This window comes from Paenibacillus sp. MMS18-CY102, from assembly GCF_009789195.1.
In the GTDB taxonomy this organism is placed as follows: Bacteria; Bacillota; Bacilli; order Paenibacillales; family Paenibacillaceae; genus Paenibacillus_T.
The window spans coordinates 1-24,897 of record NZ_WSTC01000040.1 but is presented as its reverse complement, the minus strand read 5'-3'; the positions used below and the strand labels follow the sequence as shown (position 1 = coordinate 24,897).

At 50.9% G+C, this 24,897-nt stretch carries 24 protein-coding genes, 6 tRNA genes and 1 rRNA gene; all 31 read right to left on the bottom strand.

The window, feature by feature from the left end; all coding sequences use genetic code 11:
• Nucleotides 1-39: 39 nt before the first annotated feature.
• Nucleotides 40-309 (bottom strand): HPr family phosphocarrier protein, encoded by a 270-nt coding sequence (locus tag GON22_RS22410; protein ID WP_006039595.1) that lies wholly within the window; start codon nt 307-309, stop codon nt 40-42.
• Between the two features lie 161 nt (nt 310-470).
• Entirely contained in the window at nt 471-1,400 is a 930-nt protein-coding gene (gene whiA, locus GON22_RS22405; protein ID WP_160398341.1) for a DNA-binding protein WhiA, read from the bottom strand.
• A gap of 6 nt (nt 1,401-1,406) precedes the next feature.
• Nucleotides 1,407-2,396: a gluconeogenesis factor YvcK family protein gene (locus GON22_RS22400; protein ID WP_160398340.1), complete on the bottom strand. Its 990-nt coding sequence runs from the start codon at nt 2,394-2,396 to the stop codon at nt 1,407-1,409.
• A 12-nt stretch (nt 2,397-2,408) separates the two neighbouring features.
• Entirely contained in the window at nt 2,409-3,299 is an 891-nt protein-coding gene (rapZ, locus tag GON22_RS22395) for an RNase adapter RapZ (protein ID WP_160398339.1), read from the bottom strand.
• Nucleotides 3,300-3,398: 99 nt separating this feature from the next.
• Nucleotides 3,399-4,349: an ROK family glucokinase gene (locus GON22_RS22390; RefSeq protein WP_160398338.1), complete on the bottom strand. Its 951-nt coding sequence runs from the start codon at nt 4,347-4,349 to the stop codon at nt 3,399-3,401.
• Nucleotides 4,350-4,762: 413 nt separating this feature from the next.
• On the bottom strand, nt 4,763-5,713 hold the full coding sequence (gene trxB / locus GON22_RS22385; protein ID WP_160398337.1) for a thioredoxin-disulfide reductase: 951 nt from the start codon (nt 5,711-5,713) through the stop codon (nt 4,763-4,765).
• 127 nt (nt 5,714-5,840) lie between these two features.
• Nucleotides 5,841-7,598 (bottom strand): tetratricopeptide repeat protein, encoded by a 1,758-nt coding sequence (locus GON22_RS22380; protein WP_160398336.1) that lies wholly within the window; start codon nt 7,596-7,598, stop codon nt 5,841-5,843.
• A gap of 132 nt (nt 7,599-7,730) precedes the next feature.
• Nucleotides 7,731-8,681: a ribose-phosphate diphosphokinase gene (locus GON22_RS22375; protein ID WP_160398335.1), complete on the bottom strand. Its 951-nt coding sequence runs from the start codon at nt 8,679-8,681 to the stop codon at nt 7,731-7,733.
• 85 nt (nt 8,682-8,766) lie between these two features.
• Nucleotides 8,767-9,573 carry a histidinol-phosphatase HisJ gene (gene hisJ, locus GON22_RS22370; protein WP_160398334.1) on the bottom strand — a complete coding sequence of 269 codons (807 nt, stop codon included), beginning with the start codon at nt 9,571-9,573 and terminating at the stop codon, nt 8,767-8,769.
• A 38-nt stretch (nt 9,574-9,611) separates the two neighbouring features.
• Complete coding sequence (gene hisIE / locus GON22_RS22365) at nt 9,612-10,319, bottom strand: bifunctional phosphoribosyl-AMP cyclohydrolase/phosphoribosyl-ATP diphosphatase HisIE (protein WP_160398333.1); 708 nt, start codon at nt 10,317-10,319, stop codon at nt 9,612-9,614.
• On the bottom strand, nt 10,316-11,074 hold the full coding sequence (hisF, locus tag GON22_RS22360; RefSeq protein WP_160398332.1) for an imidazole glycerol phosphate synthase subunit HisF: 759 nt from the start codon (nt 11,072-11,074) through the stop codon (nt 10,316-10,318). The genes hisIE and hisF overlap by 4 nt, the downstream gene beginning before the upstream one ends.
• Before the next feature lie 49 nt (nt 11,075-11,123).
• Nucleotides 11,124-11,738: an imidazole glycerol phosphate synthase subunit HisH gene (gene hisH / locus GON22_RS22355; RefSeq protein WP_160398331.1), complete on the bottom strand. Its 615-nt coding sequence runs from the start codon at nt 11,736-11,738 to the stop codon at nt 11,124-11,126.
• Nucleotides 11,739-11,741: 3 nt separating this feature from the next.
• Nucleotides 11,742-12,341 carry an imidazoleglycerol-phosphate dehydratase HisB gene (hisB, locus tag GON22_RS22350; RefSeq protein WP_006039607.1) on the bottom strand — a complete coding sequence of 200 codons (600 nt, stop codon included), beginning with the start codon at nt 12,339-12,341 and terminating at the stop codon, nt 11,742-11,744.
• A 44-nt stretch (nt 12,342-12,385) separates the two neighbouring features.
• Nucleotides 12,386-13,678, bottom strand: coding sequence for a histidinol dehydrogenase (gene hisD, locus GON22_RS22345; protein WP_160398330.1), 1,293 nt, complete (start codon nt 13,676-13,678; stop codon nt 12,386-12,388).
• 36 nt (nt 13,679-13,714) lie between these two features.
• Nucleotides 13,715-14,323 carry an ATP phosphoribosyltransferase gene (gene hisG / locus GON22_RS22340; RefSeq protein ID WP_160398361.1) on the bottom strand — a complete coding sequence of 203 codons (609 nt, stop codon included), beginning with the start codon at nt 14,321-14,323 and terminating at the stop codon, nt 13,715-13,717.
• Between the two features lie 29 nt (nt 14,324-14,352).
• Entirely contained in the window at nt 14,353-15,561 is a 1,209-nt protein-coding gene (locus tag GON22_RS22335) for an ATP phosphoribosyltransferase regulatory subunit (RefSeq protein ID WP_160398329.1), read from the bottom strand.
• Between the two features lie 230 nt (nt 15,562-15,791).
• Nucleotides 15,792-16,994 (bottom strand): acyltransferase, encoded by a 1,203-nt coding sequence (locus tag GON22_RS22330; protein ID WP_160398328.1) that lies wholly within the window; start codon nt 16,992-16,994, stop codon nt 15,792-15,794.
• A 22-nt stretch (nt 16,995-17,016) separates the two neighbouring features.
• Nucleotides 17,017-17,523, bottom strand: a complete 507-nt coding sequence (locus tag GON22_RS22325; protein WP_160398327.1) for a DapH/DapD/GlmU-related protein — start codon at nt 17,521-17,523, stop codon at nt 17,017-17,019.
• Between the two features lie 16 nt (nt 17,524-17,539).
• Complete coding sequence (gene ppaX / locus GON22_RS22320; protein WP_160398326.1) at nt 17,540-18,181, bottom strand: pyrophosphatase PpaX; 642 nt, start codon at nt 18,179-18,181, stop codon at nt 17,540-17,542.
• Nucleotides 18,182-18,268: 87 nt separating this feature from the next.
• Nucleotides 18,269-19,228, bottom strand: a complete 960-nt coding sequence (gene lgt / locus GON22_RS22315; protein ID WP_336604358.1) for a prolipoprotein diacylglyceryl transferase — start codon at nt 19,226-19,228, stop codon at nt 18,269-18,271.
• Nucleotides 19,229-19,321: 93 nt separating this feature from the next.
• A complete protein-coding gene (gene hprK, locus GON22_RS22310) occupies nt 19,322-20,260 on the bottom strand; it encodes an HPr(Ser) kinase/phosphatase (protein WP_160398324.1) in 939 nt (312 codons plus the stop codon).
• Nucleotides 20,261-20,424: 164 nt separating this feature from the next.
• Nucleotides 20,425-21,546: an ABC transporter ATP-binding protein gene (locus tag GON22_RS22305; RefSeq protein ID WP_160398323.1), complete on the bottom strand. Its 1,122-nt coding sequence runs from the start codon at nt 21,544-21,546 to the stop codon at nt 20,425-20,427.
• Between the two features lie 93 nt (nt 21,547-21,639).
• The gene (locus GON22_RS22300) at nt 21,640-22,734 is read right to left on the bottom strand and encodes a PucR family transcriptional regulator (RefSeq protein WP_160398322.1); all 1,095 of its coding nucleotides are present in this window, start codon (nt 22,732-22,734) and stop codon (nt 21,640-21,642) included.
• Nucleotides 22,735-22,874: 140 nt separating this feature from the next.
• Nucleotides 22,875-23,732 carry an MraY family glycosyltransferase gene (locus GON22_RS22295; protein ID WP_336604357.1) on the bottom strand — a complete coding sequence of 286 codons (858 nt, stop codon included), beginning with the start codon at nt 23,730-23,732 and terminating at the stop codon, nt 22,875-22,877.
• A gap of 274 nt (nt 23,733-24,006) precedes the next feature.
• Nucleotides 24,007-24,082 (bottom strand) — tRNA-Lys (locus GON22_RS22290).
• A gap of 9 nt (nt 24,083-24,091) precedes the next feature.
• Nucleotides 24,092-24,176, bottom strand: a tRNA-Tyr gene (locus GON22_RS22285).
• Nucleotides 24,177-24,211: 35 nt separating this feature from the next.
• A tRNA-Phe gene (locus GON22_RS22280) sits at nt 24,212-24,287 on the bottom strand.
• A gap of 46 nt (nt 24,288-24,333) precedes the next feature.
• Nucleotides 24,334-24,410, bottom strand: a tRNA-Asp gene (locus tag GON22_RS22275).
• A gap of 12 nt (nt 24,411-24,422) precedes the next feature.
• Nucleotides 24,423-24,498, bottom strand: a tRNA-Val gene (locus GON22_RS22270).
• A 12-nt stretch (nt 24,499-24,510) separates the two neighbouring features.
• A tRNA-Met gene (locus GON22_RS22265) sits at nt 24,511-24,587 on the bottom strand.
• Nucleotides 24,588-24,773: 186 nt separating this feature from the next.
• Nucleotides 24,774-24,897 (bottom strand): 23S ribosomal RNA (locus GON22_RS22260); the annotation flags it as partial.

Here is a 24,897-nt window from a genome sequence, read left to right as displayed (position 1 = left end):
AAGGCACCGGGTTTGCTTTTTGCATATCCGTTCGGAATATTATTGGTTTTCCAGTTCTTCTTTGCTTACCAGGTTGACTAAAGCGGTTACAGCCTGGTCGGCATCGGAACCTTCAGCGCTCACGTAGATTTCCGTACCAGAGCTAATCGCGAGACTCATAATGCCCATGATGGACTTTGCGTTGACTTTCTTGTCGTCCTTCTCTACGAATACCTCAGAAGAGAACTTATTCGCTTCTTGAACGAACAATGCTGCTGGCCTTGCATGCAGCCCCGTCTTTAGCCGTACGATAACCGGATGTCTTGTCATGGAAACCATACCCCCTACACATATTTCTAATGAACCAAAAGGAATCATTCATTGATCGACAAATGAAGCAATGCTGGTGCACAAGCACTACAAGCCGTTGTAACAACGGCATTTTGTTAATTATTATATCATTATCAAGCTTTGTGCACTAGGAAAATCGTTCAACCATTGCGTATTTTTTCAGCCAATTCGTCGATTTTACGAAGCCGATGATTAACGCCCGATTTGCTGACTTTAACCTTTAATAGTTCGCCAACTTCCGTCAAATTCATATCGGGATGCAACAAGCGGATTTCTGCCACTTCGCGAAGCTTGTCAGGCAGGCTTTCCAGCCCAACTTCCTTCTGGAGCAATCTAATATTGTCGATCTGCCGAACAGCTGCACCAATCGTTTTGTTCAAATTAGCCGTCTCGCAGTTCACAATCCGGTTAACGGAATTGCGCATATCGCGCATGATGCGAACGTCCTCGAACTTGAACAACGCCTGGTGGGCTCCGACAATATTGAGCAGCTCGATGATTTTCTCGCCCTCTTTGATATAGAAGATGAAGCCCTTCTTCCGCTCGATGCAACGGGCGTTCAAATCGAACTTGTTCGCCAAATCAGCAAGCGCTTGGCAATGCTCCTCATACAGCGAGGCAATTTCCAGATGGTACGAGGAGCCTTCCGGGTTGTTCACAGAACCGCCTGCAAGAAATGCGCCGCGAAGGTACGATCGCTTGCAGCATGATTTTTTAATGATATCCTTGTCGATTCCCTGTTGAAACAAAAAGCCCTCAGATACGATGCTGAGCTCTTTTAGTATTTCCTGTACTTTGGCAGGAATTCGCACCATGTATACATTATTCTTTTTGAGCCGCATTTTTTTGCGAACCAGCAGCTCGGTATGCACGTCGAAACGTTTCTTAATCAAGCCATAAATCCGTCGAGCGATGGCCGCATTCTCCGTCGAGATGTCGAGAATCACTTTGCGGTTCGTCAACGATACCGAGCCGTTCATGCGGATAAGTGCGGACAGCTCCGCTTTCTCGCAGCATGTGTCCGTTTCGATTAACGTCAATTCCTTTTTCGTTTGCGCCGCAAAGGACATATCGTATCACCTCTTTCGTGTCATCCAGCCGTCAACTAGCTGATAAATGTGTTGGCTTAGCTTAGCGGCATCGTGCCGCAAATAAGTACGGAATAGCACGAGACGGTCCGCAATGACCTTGTAGCCCCGCTTTTTCACTTCTTCTAAGTCAAGATGGACCGCCTTAGCGCCCTTCTCGGCGTATTTGCCCTGGACTTGTGGAGGAATTTCCCCGTTATTCACGATAATATAATCAAACAAATGATGCCCGATATGCGCGTACAGCGCATCCAAATGATCGCCCACGGAATAATCATCCGTCTCGCCTGGCTGCGTCATGACGTTGCAGACGAACATCTTGAGCGCATCGGACGATACGATGGCATCCGCAAGCTTTGGAACGAGTAGATTCGGAATGATGCTTGTGTATAGGCTGCCAGGGCCGATCAGGATCGCATCCGCCTCTCGGATCGCCTCTACCGCCTCCGCGAGCGGTTCAACATCTGCAGGCTCAATGAATACCCGCTTGATCGCCTTGCCCGCTTTCGGAATCATCGATTCGCCCACGACAATCGTTCCGTCCATCATCTCGCCTTTGAGCACAATAGCCTGGCCAGCCGCCGGAAGCACTCGCCCCCGAACGGCTAGTACGCGGCTAAGCTCACGAACACCGGTTACAAAATCTCCAGAAATATCCGTAATAGCTGCGAGCATCAGGTTGCCTAGACTATGCCCTATGAGGCCTGTACCGCTGTTAAACCGATAGTTCAACAGATTCGATAGCAGCGGCTCCACATCGGCTAGCGCAAGAAGTACGTTGCGAATATCGCCTGGAGGCGGAATTTGAAGCTCATTGCGCAAGATGCCTGAACTGCCGCCATCATCCGCAACTGTAACAATAGCTGTTATATCAAGCGCTTTCTCCTTCAAGCCCCGCAGCATGACCGATAGGCCAGTGCCACCGCCGATGACGACGATTTTGGGGCGTGCCGAAGCCGATTGTTCGCTGCCTTCCATTCCTGCACCCCATTAATGCCGATCCCGGTCGGAGTCACGGTGGCTAACTCTTACCGTCTCCGTATCGCTGCTGCCGAGCATGCGGCCCAAATATTCAGCAATAGCTACTGAGCGATGCTTGCCGCCCGTGCAGCCAATGCCGACAACAACTTGGCTTTTCCCTTCCTTCCGATAAAGCGGAATTAGGAAATTAAGCATATCAAGCAGCTTCGTCAGAAACATCTGCGTTTCTGGCCACTTCATAACATATTCATATACATCGGGGTTTTGTCCCGTGTTTGGCCTTAAATGCTCAATGTAGTGCGGGTTCGGCAAAAAACGAACATCATAGATCAGATCTGCATCGATTGGAATGCCGTACTTAAATCCAAACGAAGTGACGTTAACGTTGATGCCCGTCTGCTCTACGTTCGTAAAGCGTGAAACGATGCGCTCTTTCAAGTGTGCTGGCTTTAGGTTGCTCGTATCGATAACCTGCGTGGCCATGCCCTTAAGGTCTTCTAGCATACGCCTTTCCAGCCCAATGCCGTCAAGCGGCATGCCGTCTGGCGCGAGCGGATGGCGTCTGCGGCTTTCCTTGTACCGTTGAACGAGCACCCCATCTGTCGCATCCAGGAACAAAATTTCGCAGCTGATCGTGTAATGCTCTTTAATAAAAGCAAGCGACTCCGACAATGCCGTGAAGAAGTCTCTGCTTCGCAAGTCGATGACGAGCGCCACCTTGCCGATTTTGCCATTCGACTGTTCAATCAGCTCTGCGAATTTAGGAATAAGGACTGGGGGCAAATTGTCGACGCAGAAGAAGCCAAGATCCTCCATGCTCTGCACGGCAATCGTCTTGCCCGCTCCTGACATTCCTGTAATAATGACGAGTTTGGCTACTTGCATGGTTCCATTCTCCATGTTGAGACAACTCCTCTCCTACGAGCAGAATCTGCCCTCTCATAGACAAACCCGCCGGTAAGGGCGGGTTTGCCATCTCTTTGTAAATTCCAGCGCTACTTACGAGCGCAAAATCAAACCAGCGGCGCCGACGACACCCGCGTCGTTGCCAAGCGTAGCTGGAACGATTGTTACATTCTCCGCCGCTACCTCTGGCGTGTACTTGAGGAATTCCTCACGAATTTGCTCGAACAGGAACTCGCCTGCTTTGGATACGCCGCCGCCAACGATGAAACGTTGCGGATTCAGCACGACAGCAACGGATGCCATCGATTTGCCGAGGTAATAAGCTGCGCGGTTAACGATGCGGGAGGCAACTTCGTCGCCTGCCTTAGCAGCATCGAAAACCTCTTTCGCCATAATATGCTCTGCCAGCGACAGGGACGTACGGTCGCCGCGCTCTACAGCATCATTGGCCATGCGGATAATGCCAGTTGCTGAAGATACCGTCTCCAAGCAACCCATTTTGCCGCAGCCGCACTGGATCGCTTCCAAGTCCGGCACGATTTGCATATGTCCAAGCTCTCCGGCCATGCCGTTGAAGCCCTCGTAGATTTTGCCGTTAATGATAATGCCGCCGCCTACGCCAGTTCCAAGCGTATAGCATACGCAATTGTCGACGCCCTTGCCTGCTCCAGCCCAAGCTTCGCCAAGCGCTGCAACGTTAGCATCATTGTTGATGCGTACCGTCTTCTGCAAGTGCTGCTCCAGATAGTCCTTCAGATGGACATCGCGCAGTCCAAGATTAACCGATACCTTCACAATGCCGTTCGGAATGTCTAAGAAGCCGGCGATTCCAACGCCCACGCCTCCAACTTGTTCCCAATCGTAGGGCGACTCCTCTACGATTCTCCGCGCGTAAGTTGCGATATTATGTAGGACAGTATCCGTCCCTTTCTCGCATTCGGTCGGTCCTTCGTACGTATGGAGAAGATCGCCGCTCGGGTTGCAAATGCCAACCTTGATGGCGGTACCTCCGATATCAACTCCAACGTAGATTTGCTCAGACATCACTAGGCCACCTCGTTCACAAAGTTAAACTGCTTCTGTACCAACTATAAGCGAATGGCCCCGATAGGTCAAGGCACGCAAAGCTGGAAAGGACGGGCGATTGCCCTGCCGGCACAAGCTGTAGGAAGCGCCTCCAAGCAGCGCGCGAGCAGGCGGCCATTCCGTTGGATTGGCCACCTTTAGCTCTAGCAATCTATGAGAAGCTTAGCAGAATAGCAGATTTGCCTTGCCTTACCTAGCATGCATCCAGCTTCAACCTGCTCCCTTCGTCCCACTCCCCGTTCGTTCGCAAGAAGCCCATCATGATATAAAAAATCTCCAGTCGATCCGCAAGTTAACAAAAAAACTCCCGCTTGCCGCCGGCACCTATCTCGTGCCTGTAACGTTAAACGGGAGTTGCCCATATTTCAACCTTATTTCAACGAAACGCTCCAGTCTTGCGTCACGTGCCCATCCAGGAATTTCTCTGCGTCCAGTGCGGCCATACAGCCGCTGCCCGCCGCGGTTATGGCTTGGCGATATTTGTTATCTTGCACATCACCGCAAGCGAATACCCCTGGCACGTTCGTTTCCGTAGAGCCCTGCTTCACCTTGATATAGCCGTGCTCATCCGTATCGATTTGCCCGCTCAAGAAGCCCGTGTTCGGCGTATGGCCGATAGCGACGAAGATCCCATCGGTATCTAGAACCTCATCCTCGCCCGTCTCATTGTTCCGAACCTTAAGCCCTGTGACGCCCATGCCGCTCGCCACGACTTCAACTGGCGTCTTGTTTAGGCCCCAGCTAATTTTATCGTTCTCGCGGGCGCGATCCTGCATAATCTTCGATGCCCGCAGCTCGCCGCGCCGATGAACGAGCTTAACCTCCGACGCGAACCGCGTCAAGAAGTTCGCTTCTTCCATCGCGGAGTCTCCGCCACCGACTACAATAATTTTCTTGCCCCGGAAGAAAAACCCGTCACAGGTCGCGCACGTGCTAACGCCTCGGCCGACATTGTCTTTCTCTCCAGGTATGCCAATATACTTAGCGGAAGCGCCTGTCGAAATAATAAGCGTTTCGCCTACAAGCTCACCGTGTCCCTCAACTTGCAATTTAAACGGGCGCTGCGACAGGTCAACACTGTTTACCCAGCCCGTACGAAACTCTGCGCCGAAGCGCTCCGCTTGTTTGCGCATATTCGCCATTAGATCAGGCCCCATAATCCCATCCGGGAAACCGGGGAAGTTCTCGACTTCCGTCGTCGTCGTCAATTGGCCGCCAGGCTCCGGCCCTTCAATCACGAGCGGTTTCATATTCGCACGCGCCAGATAGATTGCCGCAGTCAGGCCTGATGGGCCCGTTCCGATAATGATCGATTTGTACATTGCCAAACCTCCTGAAAGCGGCCTGCCGCCACAAGGCAGGCAGCCCACGATATGCTGTCCTACCCTAGGATACCCGCTAAGGAGGACCATCAATCACGCTTATTCCGAGGCAATATGCACGGTGCTGCTACTCTTGGCCATCTATTGGGCGTGTTTGGAGCACAGCGTTTGCGGAACGCATTTTATCCTGAATGCCGCATACTTCATCGATCCGGCGTGCATGCTTACTTACTGTAGCGGCTGACGTCTCATAACGGCGCGCAACTTCCTCAAAGGAAACCGGCCGGCTATGCATCTTCGCTGTCCAGTATTCGAGCGCTGCTGCCCATCCGCCCGGCTTGCCTATCTTCGGCACATCCGGATAGATGCGAGAAAGGAATTCAATCCATAACGTTAATAGGTCATGCTGCTGCACCAAATCATAGCTTGGGCGCATTCGCCGAAGCGCCTCCTCCAGCACGTCCTGCCAACTGTCCTCCCAAACTGGCAACCGTGTTGGGATACGCCGGGGTTCTACTATTGTTGGTTCGCCGCCGAACACTGCTTCTACCGATTCCGTATCGCCAATCGAGCGAAGGACAAGCAGCGCAATTCGCTTGAGATCGTCCTCTTCCTGCGGCTCTTTCAGGAACGCATGAAGCGCTTCGCGCACTTCATCATCGCCGATCATGCCAAGCGCCTGTATCACCTGCAGCTTCGTCTGGCGGTCGCCATGGCGCAGCGCCCAGAAGAAGGAGGAGCGTACCAGGGGGTCACGCTTAAACCGTTCTGGAATCGCTTCTCCCGGAAGGCGTTCCCACAGTTTAATCTGTTCTTCAAACGGCAAATGATAATGATAGCTGACAGGGGCAGGCTGTTGCCCCTTTGCCTTGACTTCAGCTAAGTAATCCAAATAATAAGGCGCCACTTCTGACTGTGGATCCACCGCTTTCCCTTGTTGCCACAGCTTCTCCGCTTCGGCATAACGGCCCGTTTGGCAAGCTGCAACAGCCGCGTAATGGCATAGGCTGCCATCTACATTGCCGCTCGTCCGGATCAACCGGCTGAAATGGCGATAGGCCCCTTCGTGGTCGCCAAGAATGCCAAGCGTCGTTGCCAGCTTAAACGCATGCTCTTGGTGGAATGGATAGGTTTTGCGAAGCAAGCCCAGCATGTTTGCCAGCTTCTCCCGCTCCCCACCGTGCTGATAGAAGATTGCCAGATTACATAAGGCATGCAGATTGCCCTCGTCTAGCTCCAGCACCTTCAAGATCGTTTGCATTGCCTTGTCAAATTGGCCCATATAGTAGAATGCAAGCGCAAGATTATTCCGTGCTGCAGAGAACTCTGGATGCTGTTCGACGATATCCTCCAGCAGCTTTACTGCTTGTGCGAACTTGCCTTCCTCGAGCAGCACGCGGGCTTGGTCATGCTCGCGCATCCCGCCAAGCGATTTAATGTTTGCCTGCTTCGTCGGCCGAGCCAGCTCGAAGGTAAGCAGCTCCATCATTTCCTCGGCTTCGTCGATGAAATGCCCCTCGTCATCCTCTTCCAAATACTGAACGAGCGAATCTTCCGCCGCTTCATACATTTCCATATTGGCATAGTTGTTAGCCATATAAAAATGGCACTCCGTCATCGTCGGGTCAAGCTCGTCGACGATCCATTTTAGAATCTTATTCGATTCCTCATAGTTTCCAAGTTCCGACAAAATCCCTGCCATATTGCAATGGTTAACCGGATTTTCCGGCTCAAAATGAGCGGCGCGCTTAAAATTCTTCAGTGCCTTGTCATAATGATATCGATCTAGCGACCGAACGGCCCGCTCGAAGAAGTACGTCGCGTCCCATTGTACTGGTATTATCTTTGCTGGCTTGCCCGAAACCGCGCGTTGCTTCTCTTTCATATGCAAGGCACCTCCCGTTATCGTCTAATGTTGTCACGATTATATCACAGCGCCGCCCATCGTTACAGGATGGAAAAAGCGGAAAAATCGCGGGCGCATGCTGCGTCCCGCGATTTTCCTAGGTTTGCCGGCTTAAACGCCAGCGTTTTTGAAGAGCGTACTGATCGATCCGCCCTGCATGATGATCCGCGTAGCGTCAGCTAGCATCGGAGCAACAGTCAGTACTTTGAAACGTTCCGGGCGGTGGCTCGGAAGCGCGATCGAGTCGGTTACGACTACTTCTTTAATATTCGGGTGATCCAAACGCTGTAGGGCGTTGCCGGAGAACAACGGATGCGTCGCGCATACGAAGATATCCTCTGCGCCGCGTTCCTTCAGTCCCTCAACAACGTTAACAATCGTACTGCCCGTATCGATCAAGTCCTCGATAATAATCGGGGTCTTTCCTTCGACATCGCCGATGACATGCGTAATGACCGATTCATTATGCGCAGGCCGTTTCTTGATCATCATCGCGAAAGGGCAATCCAAGTAGTTGGCCAGCATCTCTGCAGTCGATGCCCGACCCGCATCAGGTGATACGACAATTGGATTCTTGATGTCTTTCTTCTTCAGATAGTCGCTGATTGTATCAAGCGCCGTCAGATGGTCAACCGGGATATTGAAGAAGCCTTGGATTGCTGGTGCGTGCAGATCGATCGTCACGACACGATGAGCACCGACCGTAGTCAGTACGTCCGCCACCATTTTGGCCGAAATCGGCTCGCGCGGCGCTGCTTTACGTTCTTGGCGTGCATAACCATAGTGCGGCATAATGACGTTGATCGTCCTTGCGGACGCCCGCTTCGCTGCATCGATCATAATCAACAACTCGACGAAATGATCGTTGATTGGATGCGATAATGATTGCACGAGGAAAACGTCGCAGTTCCGGATCCCTTCTTCGTAGTTGACGTAGATCTCGCCGCCTTTGAACCGGGATAGCTTAATGGCACCGAGCTGGAGTCCCAACTCCGCCGCAATCTTCTCGGCTAATTCCGGGTTGGACGAACCCGAAAAAATACGCAACTTGTCGCTTAACATGATACCCTCCTGAGCGTTTGAACCACATTATATTTACTATTACAGCTTGTTCGACAAACTTATTATACATCGAATACAGAATAATTCAAAAATCGACCATCGTTCTAATTCGGCGCTCAAACGTCGCCAGCTGTACAAAACCGGCCTCTTTCAGACATACACGCGCTTGTTCCAAATTTTCTGCCAATCTAGCAGGGGAATGGGCATCTGAGCCGATCGTAATCGGAATGCCTAATTCCTTGGCGTAATTTAGCATTCGCCTGCCTGGAAACATCTCTGCACAAGCATGGCGTAGGCCTGATGCATTGAGCTCAATAGCCATCCCGCTCCGTTGCACGGCCTCCAATGCAGCGTTCTCGAGCGCGGTCACATCGCCTTCTGGCTTAAAGCCAAATCGCTTGATCACATCAATGTGGCCGATGTAATCATAGAAGCCTGTCTTTGTTGCTTTAATGATCGCATCATAGTACTGTTCGTAAACCGCCATTGGATCACGGCCTTCCCAGCCTTGCGTCTGCCGGAAGTCAGTAATGTCCCATGTGCCAAGGAAGTGAACGGAACCAATCACATAATCCCACGGATAGGCATTTATGATTGCTTCTATCTTCTCCTCAGAGCCCTCGATATAATCACCCTCCAGCCCAACGCGAACGTCGATCTGGCCTTTGTACTTTTCCTTTAGCGAGAAAGCTTCCTCAACATAACGAGGGAGCTCCGCCATCGGCATTGCCATCTCCGGATAATACTCGTCTGGATTGACGTGCAGCAGCGGCATATGGTCGGACAGCCCGATTTGGTGCAAGCCGATCGCAATGCCTTGCTTCACGTATTCCTCCAGCTTGCCCACCGCATGGCCGCACCGCTCATGATGCGTATGGTAATCAATAAGCATCTGCTTGCCTCCCGCTTCTTGTTACGTTATGGCCTGCCCTAACGGTTCATTTTATTCGTCGTCGGCTTGTTGTGGCGGGCGCCTAGCTCAGCCATGACGTCATCGAGCGAAATGCCGCGTTCGCGCAGCAGCACCATGAGGTGGAACAGCAGGTCGCTCGTCTCGCTCCGCAACTCTTCGTTGTCTCCGTTTTTGGCAGCAATCACAACTTCAATTGACTCTTCGCCGAACTTCTTTAGTATTTTATCGAGACCCTTCTCGAACAAATACGTCGTATACGCGCCTTCTGGACGTTCTGCATAACGCTTGGAAATGATCGCCTCCAGCTCATTGAGCATGCGGAATCGATCTCCCTGTACGTCTTGCGCACCCTCGACCGCAGGCTGCTCTTCCACGATTGGGTTGAAGAAGCACGAATATCGTCCCGTATGGCAAGCTGCACCGTTTTGGTCCACGCGTACAAGCAGCGTGTCCGCATCACAGTCATAATGGATAGAACGGATCGGCTGCGTATGGCCGCTCGTTGCGCCCTTATGCCACAGCTCGCTGCGCGAACGGCTCCAGAACCAAGTCTCGCCGCTCTCAATCGACAGCTTAAGCGACTCAGCATTCATGTAAGCCAGCATAACGACCTCTTTGCTAACAGCGTCCTGAACGATTGCAGCAACCAGTCCGTCCTTGTCCCACTTGATGCGCTGCTGCAGCTCCTCTATCGATGCCGCAGCTGCCGTTTGGTTGTCGCTCATCGTACTTCGACCCCTTTACGCTTCAAATCGTCTTTCACTTCTTGAATCGTCATTTCTTTATAGTGGAAAATCGTTGCCGCAAGCCCCGCGTCCGCTTTGCCTTCTGCGAATACGTCGTAGAAATGCTCCACGCGACCAGCGCCTCCGGAAGCGATAACCGGGATGCTCACGAGTTCCGATACCGCGCGCGTTAGCTTCACGTCGAAGCCATCCTTCGTGCCGTCAGCATCCATGCTCGTCAACAGCAATTCGCCAGCGCCAAGGCGTTCCGCTTCGCGTACCCATTCCAGCGCGCGAATGCCTGTGCTGTTGCGACCGCCGTGCGTGAACACTTCCCACTCGCCCCACTCCTCGTTGAATTTCGCATCAATCGCGACAACGATGCATTGTGAGCCGAATTTCCGTGCGCCGTCCGAAACGAGCTGCGGATTGCGAATCGCCGCTGTGTTAATTCCGATCTTGTCTGCACCTGCGCGAAGCAGCCGCTTCATATCGTCCACATGCGAGATGCCGCCGCCTACAGTAAACGGAATCGTAATCTCGCCAGCGGTGCGTTTCACGACCTCGACCATCGTCGCTCTGCCTTCTACGGAAGCCGAGATGTCCAGAAACACAAGCTCATCTGCACCCTCACGGTCATATGTAGCTGCCAATTCGACGGGATCGCCCGCATCGCGCAGGTTAACGAAGTTAACCCCCTTGACAACGCGTCCATCCTTCACGTCGAGGCATGGAATAATCCGTTTGGCCAACATGCCGATCTCTCCTCTCTCCTAATACTCAGTGAATGAAGTAATGAAATATTTACCGGTTCGCTGATCCCGCCAGTTTCAAGAAACCTGCAAGCAGCTGCATGCCAAGGTCGCCGCTTTTCTCTGGGTGGAACTGCATGCCGAACAAATTGCCGCGGCCAACGATGGCCGTAACTTGCTGATGATAATCTACCGTTGCAAGCAGGTCGCTCGCCAGCGCTGGCTGAACATGATAAGAGTGAACGAAGTACACATGCCCTTCTTCGAGCCCTTCGAACAATGGGGATGATTGCTGCACTTCGAGCTTGTTCCAGCCCATGTGAGGCACTTTGTAATCCCCTTGGAACCGGATGACGCGGCCTGGCAATAGTCCCAAGCCTGCATGCTGCCCATACTCCTCACTCTCATCGAACAACAGCTGCATCCCTAAGCAAATGCCGAGCAGCGGTTTGCCTGAAGCAACATATTGCTTAACGACCGACTCAAGGCCTGTCTCGCGCAAATTGTCCATGGCATCGCCGAACGCGCCTACGCCGGGCAGGATTGCCCCATCTGCTGCCAGAATGGCCGCCGGGTCCGCTGTTACGACCGTCTCGTAGCCGAGACGTTCTACTGCTTTATTCACACTGTGCAGGTTGCCCATGCCGTAATCGATAATGGCGATCATCGTTTACAGCACCCCTTTCGTCGAGGGCACTCCTTGTACGCGTGGGTCAATGCTCGTTGCTTCATCCAACGCACGTCCAAGCGCTTTGAATACCGCTTCGATCATGTGATGCGTGTTCTTGCCATAGTGCACGATGACATGCAGCGTCATGCGCGCTTCCAATGCAAACTTCCACAGGAACTCTTCAACGAGTTCAGTAGAGAAGCTGCCTACTTGCTGGGAAGGATATTCTGCCCGATATTCAAAATGTGGGCGGTTGCTCAGGTCGACGATAACCTGCGCCAGAGCCTCGTCCATTGGCACGAATACACTTGCATAACGCTTGATGCCGCGTTTGTCGCCCAGAGCCGCCTGGAGCGTCTGACCGAGGCAAATGCCAATGTCCTCTACCGTGTGGTGATCGTCAATATCGATATCGCCTTGCGCTTCGACCGTCAGGTCGAATTGGCCATGCTTAGCGAACAGGTCGAGCATATGATTCAGGAATGGTACATCCGTTTCGAGTTTTACTTGTCCGCTTCCGTCGACGCCAAGCGCCAGCTTGATGTCCGTTTCATTCGTTTTGCGTGCCACGTCGGCAACGCGTTGTACTTGCTCTGCCATGGAAAGGCCCCCTAATTTGTCCTATTTCATCAAGATGCAGCACATTACGCCTTGCCGCCCTCTTTTTCCAACCGGATTTCAATCGCGCGTGCGTGCCCTTCAAGCCCTTCATGGCGCGCCAGCGCCATAATCTTCCCGCCATTGGCAAACAACGCTTCCTTGCTGTAATAAATCAAGCTCGATTTTTTCAAGAAATCATCCACATTCACCGGCGAAGAGAAACGTGCCGTGCCGTTCGTCGGCAAGATGTGGTTTGGCCCTGCAAAATAGTCGCCGACCGGCTCCGAGCTATACGGCCCGAGGAATATCGCGCCGGCGTTCTCAATGTGAGGCAGCAGCGCCATCGGATCGGCCGTAAGCACCTCCAGATGCTCTGGGGCCATCTTGTTGATCACGTCGATGCCCGCTTCTATTGAATCGACGACCAATACCGCGCCGTAGCTATCAATGGAGCTGCGCGCGATGTCCGCACGAGGCAAGAGCGCCAGTTGGCGCTCTACCTCAGCAGCGACCGCTTCCGCTAGCTGCTGCGATGGCGTTACGAGCACAGCCGAAGCCATTTCGTCATGCTCGGCCTGCGACAGCAGGTCAGCCGCTACATATGATGCGTCCGCCGTATCATCGGCAAGCACCGCGATCTCGCTCGGGCCAGCAATGCTGTCGATGTCGACAACGCCGAATACTGTACGTTTGGCGAGCGCGACGTAGATGTTGCCAGGTCCCGTGATTTTATCGACTGGTACAATTGTATCCGTGCCATAAGCCAATGCAGCGACCGCCTGCGCTCCGCCAATCCGGTACATTTCCTTCACGCCGGCTTCAGCCGCTGCGACTAGAATGTAAGGATCAATGCCTTCCTTGCCACCCGTAGCAGGCGGCGTCACCATCACAATCTCCGGTACGCCCGCTACTTGTGCTGGAATAACATTCATAAGAACAGAGGAAGGATACGCCGCCTTGCCTCCAGGAACATAAACGCCGACCCGCTTCAGCGGGCGCAGCACCTGGCCCAGCATCGTGCCGTCTGGCTGCATGTCGATCCAAGAGTTGCGCATTTGCTTCTCATGGAACTTGCGTACATTATCCGCAGCTTCTCGAATAGCCACTAGAAAATCAGCATCTACCCGATCATATGCTGCATTAATTTCTTGTTCCGTTACACGCAGCGTTGCAGGTTCCAGCTTCACGCGGTCCAACTGCTCCGTATAGCGAAGAAGCGCCGCATCGCCCTCTGTCCGAATCGCTTCAACGATCGTCCGAACGACTTCATTTTGCTCTGGCGTGCCGTATTCGACCTGCCGATCCAGCTTGAATTGCTCCGCTCGCATGATTCGCATAGTTTCGCCCCCCTAAAGGTTTTACGTTTGCTGCGTCTAGGCTTTAGCCGCCAACGTATGCTGCAGCAGGTCGCACAGCTTTTGAATTTGGTCATTTTTCATCCGGTAGCTCACACGGTTGGCAATAAGGCGGCTCGTGATGCCGAAGATCGATTCCATCTCGACCAATCCGTTCTCCCGCAGCGTTTGGCCCGTTTCTACCATATCTACAATCCGGTCAGCAAGCCCGATAAGCGGTGCAAGCTCAATGGAGCCGTTCAGCTTAATAACTTCAACCTGCTGGCCTAGCTCACGAAAATATTGCGAAGCCACGTTGGGGTATTTCGTCGCGACACGCGGATGAATCGCCGGCTTCCAGTCGGGCAGCCCGATAACGGACATGCGGCATTTGGCAATGCCCAGATCGAGCAGCTCGTAAACGTCCTTACTTTCCTCCATCAACACGTCTTTGCCGACGATCCCAATGTCCGCCACACCGTACTCGACATACGTCGGAACGTCCACTGGCTTCGCCATGATGAATTCCATGCGTGCGTCCGGCACCTCTATGATCAACTTGCGCGAATCGTCAAAATCGACAGGAATCGGCAGTCCAGCTTCACGAAACAGCTTCGATGCCTGTTTATATATGCGCCCCTTGGGCATTGCTACCTTCAAAATATCCTGCTGTCCGCTCACTTCGATTGCTCTCCCTTCGCCTCTTGCGCTCCGAAGAACGGGATAAACTTAGCATAACCGCTCTGTTTCGCCGAATTCGCACTTGCCTTCGCTTCCGTTGATTCCATTCGTACCGTCACGGCAATAACGCCTTGCGCACGCAACGACTGCGCTTGCTCCAACGCTGCTGCACGCCCCTGCGCATCATAACCAATCAGCACACGCTCTGGCTGTTGCTCTTCCTCGCTGCCCAGCAGCTCAAGAATGCGCGTCGTCTTGAGCGCAAAGCCCGTAGCTGGCGCCGGACGCCCGAACTGCGTCAGCAAGTTGTCATAACGCCCGCCGCTTACGACTGGGAAGCCCAAATCCGCTGCATAGCCCTCGAATGTCATGCCCGTATAATACGAGAAGTCCCCGATCATCGTCAGGTCGATCAGGACGTGATCGCATACGCCATACGCTTTCAGTACGTCCCAGATTTCGCACAAATGTTTAATCGACGACTTTGCCGTCGCATCTACACTCATTTCCATCGCTTGGTCGCAAATTTCCTGGCCGCCGCGCAGCCGAAGAATGCCTTCAAGCTCACGCTGCACGGGATCAGCCAGCTTCAGCTCGCGCAGCTTCTCGCGATAGCCGACATAGTCGCGCCCGAGCAAGCATGCTTTCAGCACCTCTTGCGCCTCTGGCTGGTTAGGCAATGTTTCTTCGAATAAACCATTTAAGAAGCCTACATGTCCGATAGCAATTTTGAAACGTTCCACGCCTGCAGCTTTGAGCGATGCGATTGCCAGCGCTACGACTTCAGCATCTGCTTCTGCCGATGGATCGCCAACGAGCTCAACGCCTGTTTGATAAAACTCGGCATCCCGGCCCGCTTCTTCTTCAATCGCACGGAATACATTCGCATGGTACGACAGGCGCAATGGAAACGCAGCTTCCTTCAATAAGGAAGAGACGACACGTGCAATTGGTGCCGTCATGTCGGAACGGAGCACAAGTGTCGTTCCTCTATTATTAAGCAACTTAAACAGCTTCTGGTCCGACGTAGCGCTCGCTACACCGACCGTATCATAGAATTCCATCGTTGGTGTAATAATTTGCTCATAGCCCCAATGGCTCATGCAATCGAGCGCCTGCCGCTCAATTCGGCGCAGCTTCGCTACCGCATGCGGCAAGTAATCTTTAACCCCTATTGGCTTTTCAAATACCTTTGGTTTCGACACGGGACTCACCCTTCTTCTAATCGTGTTTGTATAACCATCTATTGTTGCATTACATTACTTATCATTCATGAATGCTGTTATCTGCACTGAAACTTATGTAATTCAGAATCACTTCAACGCATTAAAGCGACTCCTTATTACCATACTACCAACTGAAAGCGATTAGTCGTTATCGTAACATGACAAAGCGGCGCCCGTCAAGGTACGGACACCGCGCTTCCTATGCTTTATTATGAGCCAACAGCCGTGCTTCCAGTTCCCTTATTTCTTTGATTCGCCGCAGGTGCTGGCTTGCCAAACTTGGCAGGAGCAGCACCGAACAGCATCCATGACCACCCTGCCCAGCGGTAGAACGGGAGCAAGACGGCAATTGAGCCGATTAAAGCGACTGCAAAGATGCCTGCTACCCAGAACACGTACTGATAAGGCATGCCGGGCAATGGAACCAGCTCCCGATAAGCTAGCAGGAAAACAGGATGGATTAAGTAGATCCCGAAGGATAGTCCTCCTAGATCGGTCAGCCTCAGCTCAATGAACCGGCTTTTAGAGGATCGAATCCACCCGCTTAGCTGCAATAGAATAGGAATCGTGAATAAAGTGAACGCCTCGTAGCCGAACTCATAATATTGCGAAGAGAACTTATGCCCTCCTGTACGGTTTTCATGCCATAGGTAAACTAAAAATACGGCCGAAGCCGCCCATGCCAGCCACATCACCGTGCGTGCGATCGGCATTTTACGCGTCATCCACTGCAGAAGCACATCATACCGCAGTGCCGCATACATGCCTAAGAAGAACGGGCCCGCGTAAGAAAGTGCCCAGCTTCCTTTGGAATCGACCTGCCACCAGTAACGGTTCGCATAATAGAAGCCCACTTGAAGCCCAATGCCGATCACGACTAGCCAAATTCCCCGATTTCGCAATCGTTTGACCAGAAATAGCAGCAATGGGAAAACGACATACAGTTGTACCGTTATAATGACATAATATAAGTGCGTATAAGCGTTTCCAGTTAACAAATAATCAAAGTACTTCGATAACACTTTAAGCGGTTCAATCGTTCCGCCGGCACGTATGACATACAACTGCTTAATGCCTAAGTACATCAGGGACATAAATGCATAAGGCACAAGAATGTACATCAACCGTTTTTTGAAAAATGCTCCGAGCTCCCTGAACCCAAGCTGCTTGTCACTATAATTGTAGAACAGTACGAACCCTGTCAAAAAAACAAAAGCAGGCACACAAAATAACGCTATTGTGTTCAATGCATTAAACAATCCGAATAACGAGGACTCCTTAAGCTTCACGACGGCTGACGATGTAGAATGCACCGTCAACACGCCGATCATCGCAAGCCCGCGCAAAATGTTCATCTCATGAACAACCGGTTTTCGATTAGACAAGTAGAGCGAACCCTCTTTCTGCAGCATAATAATAGCTTACCTCATCTGCCTACCCGTCTTGATGGCCTTGCCCCGATTTTCTTAGCTCGCGTAATGGGTTGCCTCCGACGAACATGCCTGGAGGTACATCTTTATGCACAACAGAGCCTGCCGCAACAACTGCCCCATCGCCAATCGTAACGCCAGGAAGTATCGTCGTGTTGGCCCCAATCAGCACACTATTGCCAATCTTAACGTTGCCAAGCCGGTATTCACCGATCAAATATTCATGGGTTAATATCGTCGTATTGTACCCGACAATGCAGTTATCGCCAATCTCGATCCGCTCTGGAAAAAACACGTCAACCATTACCATTAGCGCAAATGCGGTCTCATGCCCTACCTTCATGCCAAGCACTCGCCGATAAATCGCATTTTTCACAGGCAGTGAAGGGCAATACCGAGCGATCTGGATGAACATGAAGTTTCGTACCGCCTTAAACCGATTAACTGTCTTGTAAACCTGCCAGAGCGCATTGGCGCCCTCCATCTTGTACCGTTCCACATTACGAGCCACTAGCCATTCGCTCCCGTTAGATGAACTTATACAGATCGCGCATATCGTGAATGATATGCTGTGCTCCACTTTCACGCAGCTTCTGCTCACCCTTAAGCGACCAAGCTACGCCAACTGAAATGACGCCCGCTGCTTCAGCAGCTTCGATATCAACGGTGCTGTCACCAACCATTATTGTTCGTGCCGGGTCTGCCCCAAGCTCCTCAAGTGCACGGAGGACAGGCTCTGGATGCGGCTTTGCATTCGTCACGTCATCGATTGTGACAACACTGCGCATATACTCATTTATTCCAACGAAAGCCAGGCCACGATCTGTCGTTTGGCGAATTTTCGTCGTGACAACGCCAACCTGAATGCCTCGCTCCACTAGCGTTTGGATGACTTCCATGACGTTCGGGAATAGTTTTACATACTCATCATGTACACGATTATTATGCTCTCTGTATCGCAAAGCCAAATGGGTTACATCCTCAAGCCCAGAAAAATATTGAAGCTGGTCAATCAAAGGGATGCCCATTCTCGGAATAATGCGGTCCGGACCGAAGTTTTCGTCTACGATGCCTTCAAGTGCATACAGGAACGATTGAATGATTAACTCATTCGTATCCAGTATAGTGCCATCCAGGTCAAAAAGCATTGTTGTTATTTGGTTTGCCATAGCTGAATTGCCTCCCCTTACTTAATCGGCCCCGCCGTAGCCCTAGGAGCTAACGAGCGGAGCCAATTGTACTTCTAACTTATTTAGTTAAGCCACGCTCTGCGGCTCATCTTTAACTTTAGGCGGTTTGCTCGATACGATTGGATCCAGGTACTTGACCTTGCCTGATCCCGATGTGCGCCTTACAACGATAATGATGACCGTCACCAATAATAGTGCGACGCTGATGAGCTGCGAAATCCGCACATTGCCTTCCAGGCCATTGAGGTAGCCTGCTTGGAAGCCCATTCCCTTCATTGGCGCCCACAGCCCATTCATAAACGAAGCTAACCATTCTGGACCTTTGAATGCTAAGCTGTCCGTACGAAGCCCTTCAATGTAGAACCTGCCAAGTGCGTACCAGATGAAGTAAAAGCTCAACAGCTCACCAGCAATCAGGAATTTCTGGCGGCGAAGAAGGAGCAGAAGTGCAAGTCCCACCACATTCCATAATGATTCATACAAGAATGTCGGATGATGGAATACGCCCTCTACATTCATTTGATTCACGATCCATGAAGGCAAGTGCAAATCGTTGCGAAGGAACGACTCCTGTACTGGACCTCCGTATGCCTCCTGATTAACGAAGTTGCCCCAACGCCCGATCAATTGCCCAATAATGAGCCCCGGCGCACAAATGTCTGCAATTCGCAAGAAGCTGTAACCCTTATAACGTGAATAAATAATGCCGCAAGCAAATGCACCGATCAGCGCTCCGTAGATCGCAATGCCGCCCTCCCAAATGTAGAAGACAGACAGCAGGTCACCCTTGTAGTCCTCCCATTTGAACGCAACAAAATAGATACGGGCCACGATCACAGCAGATGGCACGCCAAAGAGCAGCAAGTCCATAAAGAAGTCAGGCGAAATCCCGAATCTTTTCCCTTCCCTTACAGCAAGCAGCAATCCTGCCAGGGCCGCGAGCCCAAGAATTACGCCGTACCAATGCACCGTAATCGGGCCAAGGTTGAATGCAATAGGATTCAATAGAAGCGTTTCCAGCATAATAGGGCCGAATCTCCTTTTGATGGTTTCTAATACAGGTGCATCTGACCGAATCGATCACGATACACCTGCAATCACTTCTAATCCGCAATTCTTTTATTCGTAATCATCCATGTCGTCAGCAATCGTTTCAGTCAACTTATTCGTAAACTGAAGCGCCGCATTGTAACCCATACGCTTCAATCGATAATTCATTGCCGCTACTTCAATAATGACCGCTAAGTTACGCCCTGGGCGAACCGGGACCGTTACAAGCGTTACGTCAGTATCGATAATGCGTGTCGTCTCCTCATCCAAGCCAAGACGGTCATATTGCTTATCAGGCTGCCAATTCTCTAGCCTAATGACTAAGCCGATCCGCTTGTTATTTCGTACGGCGCCTGCACCGAATAACGTCATGACATTAATAATGCCCAATCCGCGGATTTCGAGCAAATGCCTTATTAGCTCTGGCGCCGAACCATGCAATTGTGAATCAGATGTTTGGCGAATTTCTACCGCATCATCCGCAACAAGACGGTGCCCACGCTTCACGAGCTCCAGCGCAGTCTCACTTTTGCCGATGCCGCTGCCACCCGTAATCAGCATGCCAATGCCATACACATCCACTAATACGCCATGGATCGTAGCAGTAGGCGCAAGCTTCTTCTCCAAGAAGTTTGTGACCCGGCTTTGCAAAATCGTTGTTGCAGTCTGGCTGCGCAGCACTGGAATATTCGCAATTCGGGATTGTTCGAGCAGCTCAACTGGCGGCTCCATTCCCCGCGTAATAATAATACACGGCGATTCTTCATTACAGAGCTTCTCCATGCGTTCCGTACGGGAAGCAGCGCTGAGCGTTTCTAGAAACGTTAGCTCCGTCTTTCCTAGAATTTGCACCCGCTCACGCGGATGATAGTGGAAGTAACCCGCCATCTCTAGGCCAGGGCGATACAGGTCGTCCGTCATAATCGTACGGCGAAGCCCATCTTCACCCGATAATATTTCTAATTGAAACTGTTGAACAAGTTCAGATACCTTTACTTTCTTGGGCATTCCTTCTGCCTCCCTTGCCGTTTTTCCAATGTCTTCATCGTAAATGAAAAAGGCGCTAAACGCAATGTTTAGCGCCTCTACGCGAACGAACTAACTCCACTGCACAATCAAACAACCCCCATGCCGATTAGGCTGGGGGTTGCCATATCATCATAGACGAGAAATTAGTTCTCGAATACGTTTTGTTCCGTTGCTTTATCGAATACATGAACTTTGTTCATGTCGATTGCGAGTTTAACGTTCGTGCCTTCACGAAGCGTCGAACGTCCGTCAACGCGAGCCGTTACCGCCTCAGTGCCGATACCGTTCAGGTAAAGCAACATTTCGTGGCCGAGGTTTTCTGCTACGTCTACGTGAGCGTTAACGATCGTATTCGAGGAAGCTTCCAGGAATACTGGCTCTTCGTGCAGGTCCTCTGGACGAACACCGATTACAACTTCTTTGCCAACATAGCCTTTGTCGCGAAGCGTTTTTGCTTTGCCTTCTGGAACGACAACGTCTACGCCAGTCGTTTTGAAGCGCAGTTCTCCGCCTTGCTCAGACAGCGTACCTGCGATGAAGTTCATCGAAGGAGCGCCGATGAAGCCTGCAACGAAGATGTTCACTGGGTGGTTGTACAGCTCTTCTGGTGAAGCTGCTTGTTGAATGATGCCGTCTTTCATAACTACGATACGGTCGCCCATCGTCATTGCTTCGACTTGGTCATGGGTTACGTAGATAACAGTAGTTTCAAGACGTTTAGCCAATTTGCTGATTTCCGCGCGCATTTGGCCACGAAGTTTCGCGTCCAAGTTGGAAAGCGGTTCGTCCATCAAGAATACTTGTGGCTCACGAACGATTGCACGGCCCAAGGCAACACGCTGGCGTTGGCCGCCGGAGAGTGCTTTTGGTTTACGGTCGAGCAAGTGCTCGATATCGAGAATTTTAGCAGCTTCACGGACACGTTTGTCGATGTCTGCTTTTTTGAATTTGCGAAGTTTCAGGCCGAACGCCATGTTTTGGTACACGTTCATGTGTGGGTACAGGGCGTAGGATTGGAATACCATCGCGATGTCGCGGTCTTTAGGGGCTACATCGTTCACAAGGCGGTCGCCGATGAACAATTTGCCTTCAGAGATCTCTTCCAAACCAGCGATCATACGAAGCGTCGTCGATTTACCGCAGCCCGATGGGCCTACGAGTACGAGGAACTCTTTATCTTTAATGTCGAGATTAATATCTTTAACGGATGCGATGTCAGTACCAGGATATTTTTTGAACACATGCTCTAAGCGTACGCCTGCCATGAGTCATTTCCCCCTAAACAAATAATGAATTCGTCTTGCTTTAATATTAACCCAGTGCACCCGATATGACTATGCACATTCCCTACAAAAAATTTAAGCCCTTTTCGTAACTTTGTACAATAGCAAAATAATTTTCATTAAAACCGCGTCCCTAAACACACGAACGTCCAGGCCAGTTTCCTGCTTCAGCTTATCCAGCCGATATAATAACGTATTGCGATGAATGTATAATTTCTTAGCTGTTTCGCTCACATTGCAGTCTAAGGCAAAAAACGTTTCCAGCGTCGACATTGTCTCCGTTTCCATGAAAACATCGGAACGGCCCAGCGCTTGCTCCACATACCGTACTCGAACTGGTTCTGGAATGCTTGCCAATAACCTCTCCAAGTGCATATTCCAAGGAACATGCATATTGGCCCCGACTTGGAACACTCTTCCTAGCTCAATCGTTTCCTGCAGCTGAACCACCGACGCCACAGCTGATTTGACTGGCTTCATCGGCCGTCCGACAGCAAGATGGCATTCCCCGATCCATTCGCTTGCAAGCATCTCATATAAGCCGGATCCTATAGACTCCAGGCTTTCCTCAAGCGCATCCGCCTGCTCGTCTCTCTCCTCCAAAGTATCACGAACAAGCGATACCGGAGCCAGTATAAGCCACTCCTGCCCTTTCAGCGGAATAACAATGACTTCCTCATCCAAAAACGAAACCAAAAGCTTCTGCAGCTCACGGAAAGCAGCCGCCTCTGCTGCTTGCTCGGTTTCAAGCAGGAACGGGATCATTTCTGCGTATAGTCGCCCATCCTGTGCAATATCGTCCGGTATAGGATCCGCCAGCGCCAAGCCCGTTGCACTCTGTCGTACAATCCACTCGCCTAATGCTCTAGCATTACGCTCAGCTTCCGACTTGGCATCTTGTTTGGTTGATCCTTTTGCAGCCACTTGAGTGGACCTTGCAACAGACCAGCTAATGAGCTGTTTCTCCGTTTCCGTCCAATTGTCGCGATGCACCTGTAGCAGCCGTATGCTCCGATTGTCCGATTGAATGATAACTTGCAAATATCCATCTAAATGATCTATTAAAGTCCCTGGCTGCAAACCAGTTAGTTCTGGATGATCCGATATCGGAACTTCCACAGCGTTTATCGGACAGTCTAAAATGTGCTGCAGTTGTTCCCAACCTGACATGCTCATTCTTTATCCCCTATCCCGCTCGCCAACGTTTGTGCCACTAACATGCAAGTCTGTGATATGAATATACAAAGATTTATCAGCTAGGACACATGGCGTTTTGACGTCATTGTATCATAATGCCCATTCATGAGCCATTAACCCGTCCAGATCAGCAGCAAAATGGACAATAAACAAAACACGGCCGCTATCAAATATAGAAATGAAACCGTCTGTATTTGATTCAATCCCCATCTCATCAACAAATGGTGGGAATGCAATTTATCAGCTTGATGCAGCCCTTTGCCAGTCATTAGCCTTCTTAGCATCACGATTACGGTATCCATAATAGGCATGCCCAAAGCTAATAACGGAACGACCATCGTCAAAAATGTTGCGCTTTTGAAAGCACCGCCGACAGCGATAACAGCAAGTGAATATCCAATAAACGTCGCACCTGCATCACCCATAAAAATTCGTGCAGGGTGAAAGTTAAACACAAGAAACCCAATACACGAGCCACCTAATATGACCGCGAGTATCGCTATATCTGGCTGTCCCTTAACCAATGCGGTCAAAAACAACGTAAATGCCGAAAGTGTCGAAATCCCCGAAGCCAGCCCGTCCACACCGTCTATAAAATTGATCATATTAATCAATGCGAATACCCAAATCACTGTACTGCCCCATGATAACCATTGCGGGAATAGAAGCATTCCGCCCTCCCCCAAATTGGAGACGCCGTCTATTCTAATGCCAAACCATAAAGGAAGCATTGCTACAAACAAATATGCAATCACGCGTGGCATTACAGGAAAATCTTCACCCTTAGATTTTGCATAATCATCAACCATTCCCACCACCACTAGAATTAGCCCCCCAGAAATAATGGCAAGGCTCATTCTCGTAAGGCCGACGAATACCAATAAAGACACAATTGTAGCTATGTATATTGCTGCTCCACCCATAAGTGGAATTGGGCTACGGTGTATTTTTCGGCTATTCGGCCGATCCACAAATCCAATCCTCAAGGCTACCTTACGGAACAATGGAACAAGTGCAAACATAAAGGCGAAGCTGATAAGCGACGCTCCCAAATAACGCATGATTGGACACTCCTTTACAGATGCTTGCCATAACGGGCAACGACTGTACTAAGTGTTCCCTTCATTTTCCGATTTCACACGAGCTATTTCGCCATATATCGACATCTTTCACTCTAATTCCAAGCGGCAATTGTTTATAAAACGAAAAAAACCGTAGACATAGTCTACGGTAATCATTCATAAATGGTGAGCCATGTAGGACTCGAACCTACGACACCCTGATTAAAAGTCAGGTGCTCTACCAACTGAGCTAATGGCTCATAAAGAAGTGGTGGAGGATGATGGATTCGAACCACCGAACTCAGAGAGAGCAGATTTACAGTCTGCCGTGTTTAGCCACTTCACTAATCCTCCACGTTTGCCTTTAGCTCTGAAGCTTAAAGAACAAATGGTGGCTCGGGACGGAATCGAACCGCCGACACAAGGATTTTCAGTCCTTTGCTCTACCAACTGAGCTACCGAGCCTTATTTGTAATGCATTTCTTTCCACGTTGGTTATGGAAGAAAAAAATGGCGGAGCCGACGGGATTCGAACCCGCGGTCTCCTGCGTGACAGGCAGGCATGTTAGGCCTCTACACCACGGCTCCGCGTTGTAAAGATGGTGGAGGCTGACGGGATCGAACCGCCGACCCTCTGCTTGTAAGGCAGATGCTCTCCCAGCTGAGCTAAGCCTCCATATTAGGTTAGTGGTAGCGGCGAAGGGATTCGAACCCCCGACCCTCCGGGTATGAACCGAATGCTCTAGCCAGCTGAGCTACACCGCCACACTTGTCCATTTTAATGGTATGGAACCATCAGGTTTATAGCGTCACCAAACGCTATATGTAATATCCTTTAGTCGTATGAACTCGCCATCAGACTTTTAGATGATTACACCCTGAAAACTGGATGCGAATGTTGAATCCTTAGCTTTGTCTTGCTCACGAAGTTGCTTCTCTTAATAAGAAGCTTAGGATAAGCCCTCGACCTATTAGTACTCGTCAGCTGCACGCATTGCTGCGCTTCCACCTCGAGCCTATCAACCTGGTCGTCTTCCAGGGGTCTTACGAATTGGGAAATCTCATCTTGAGGGGG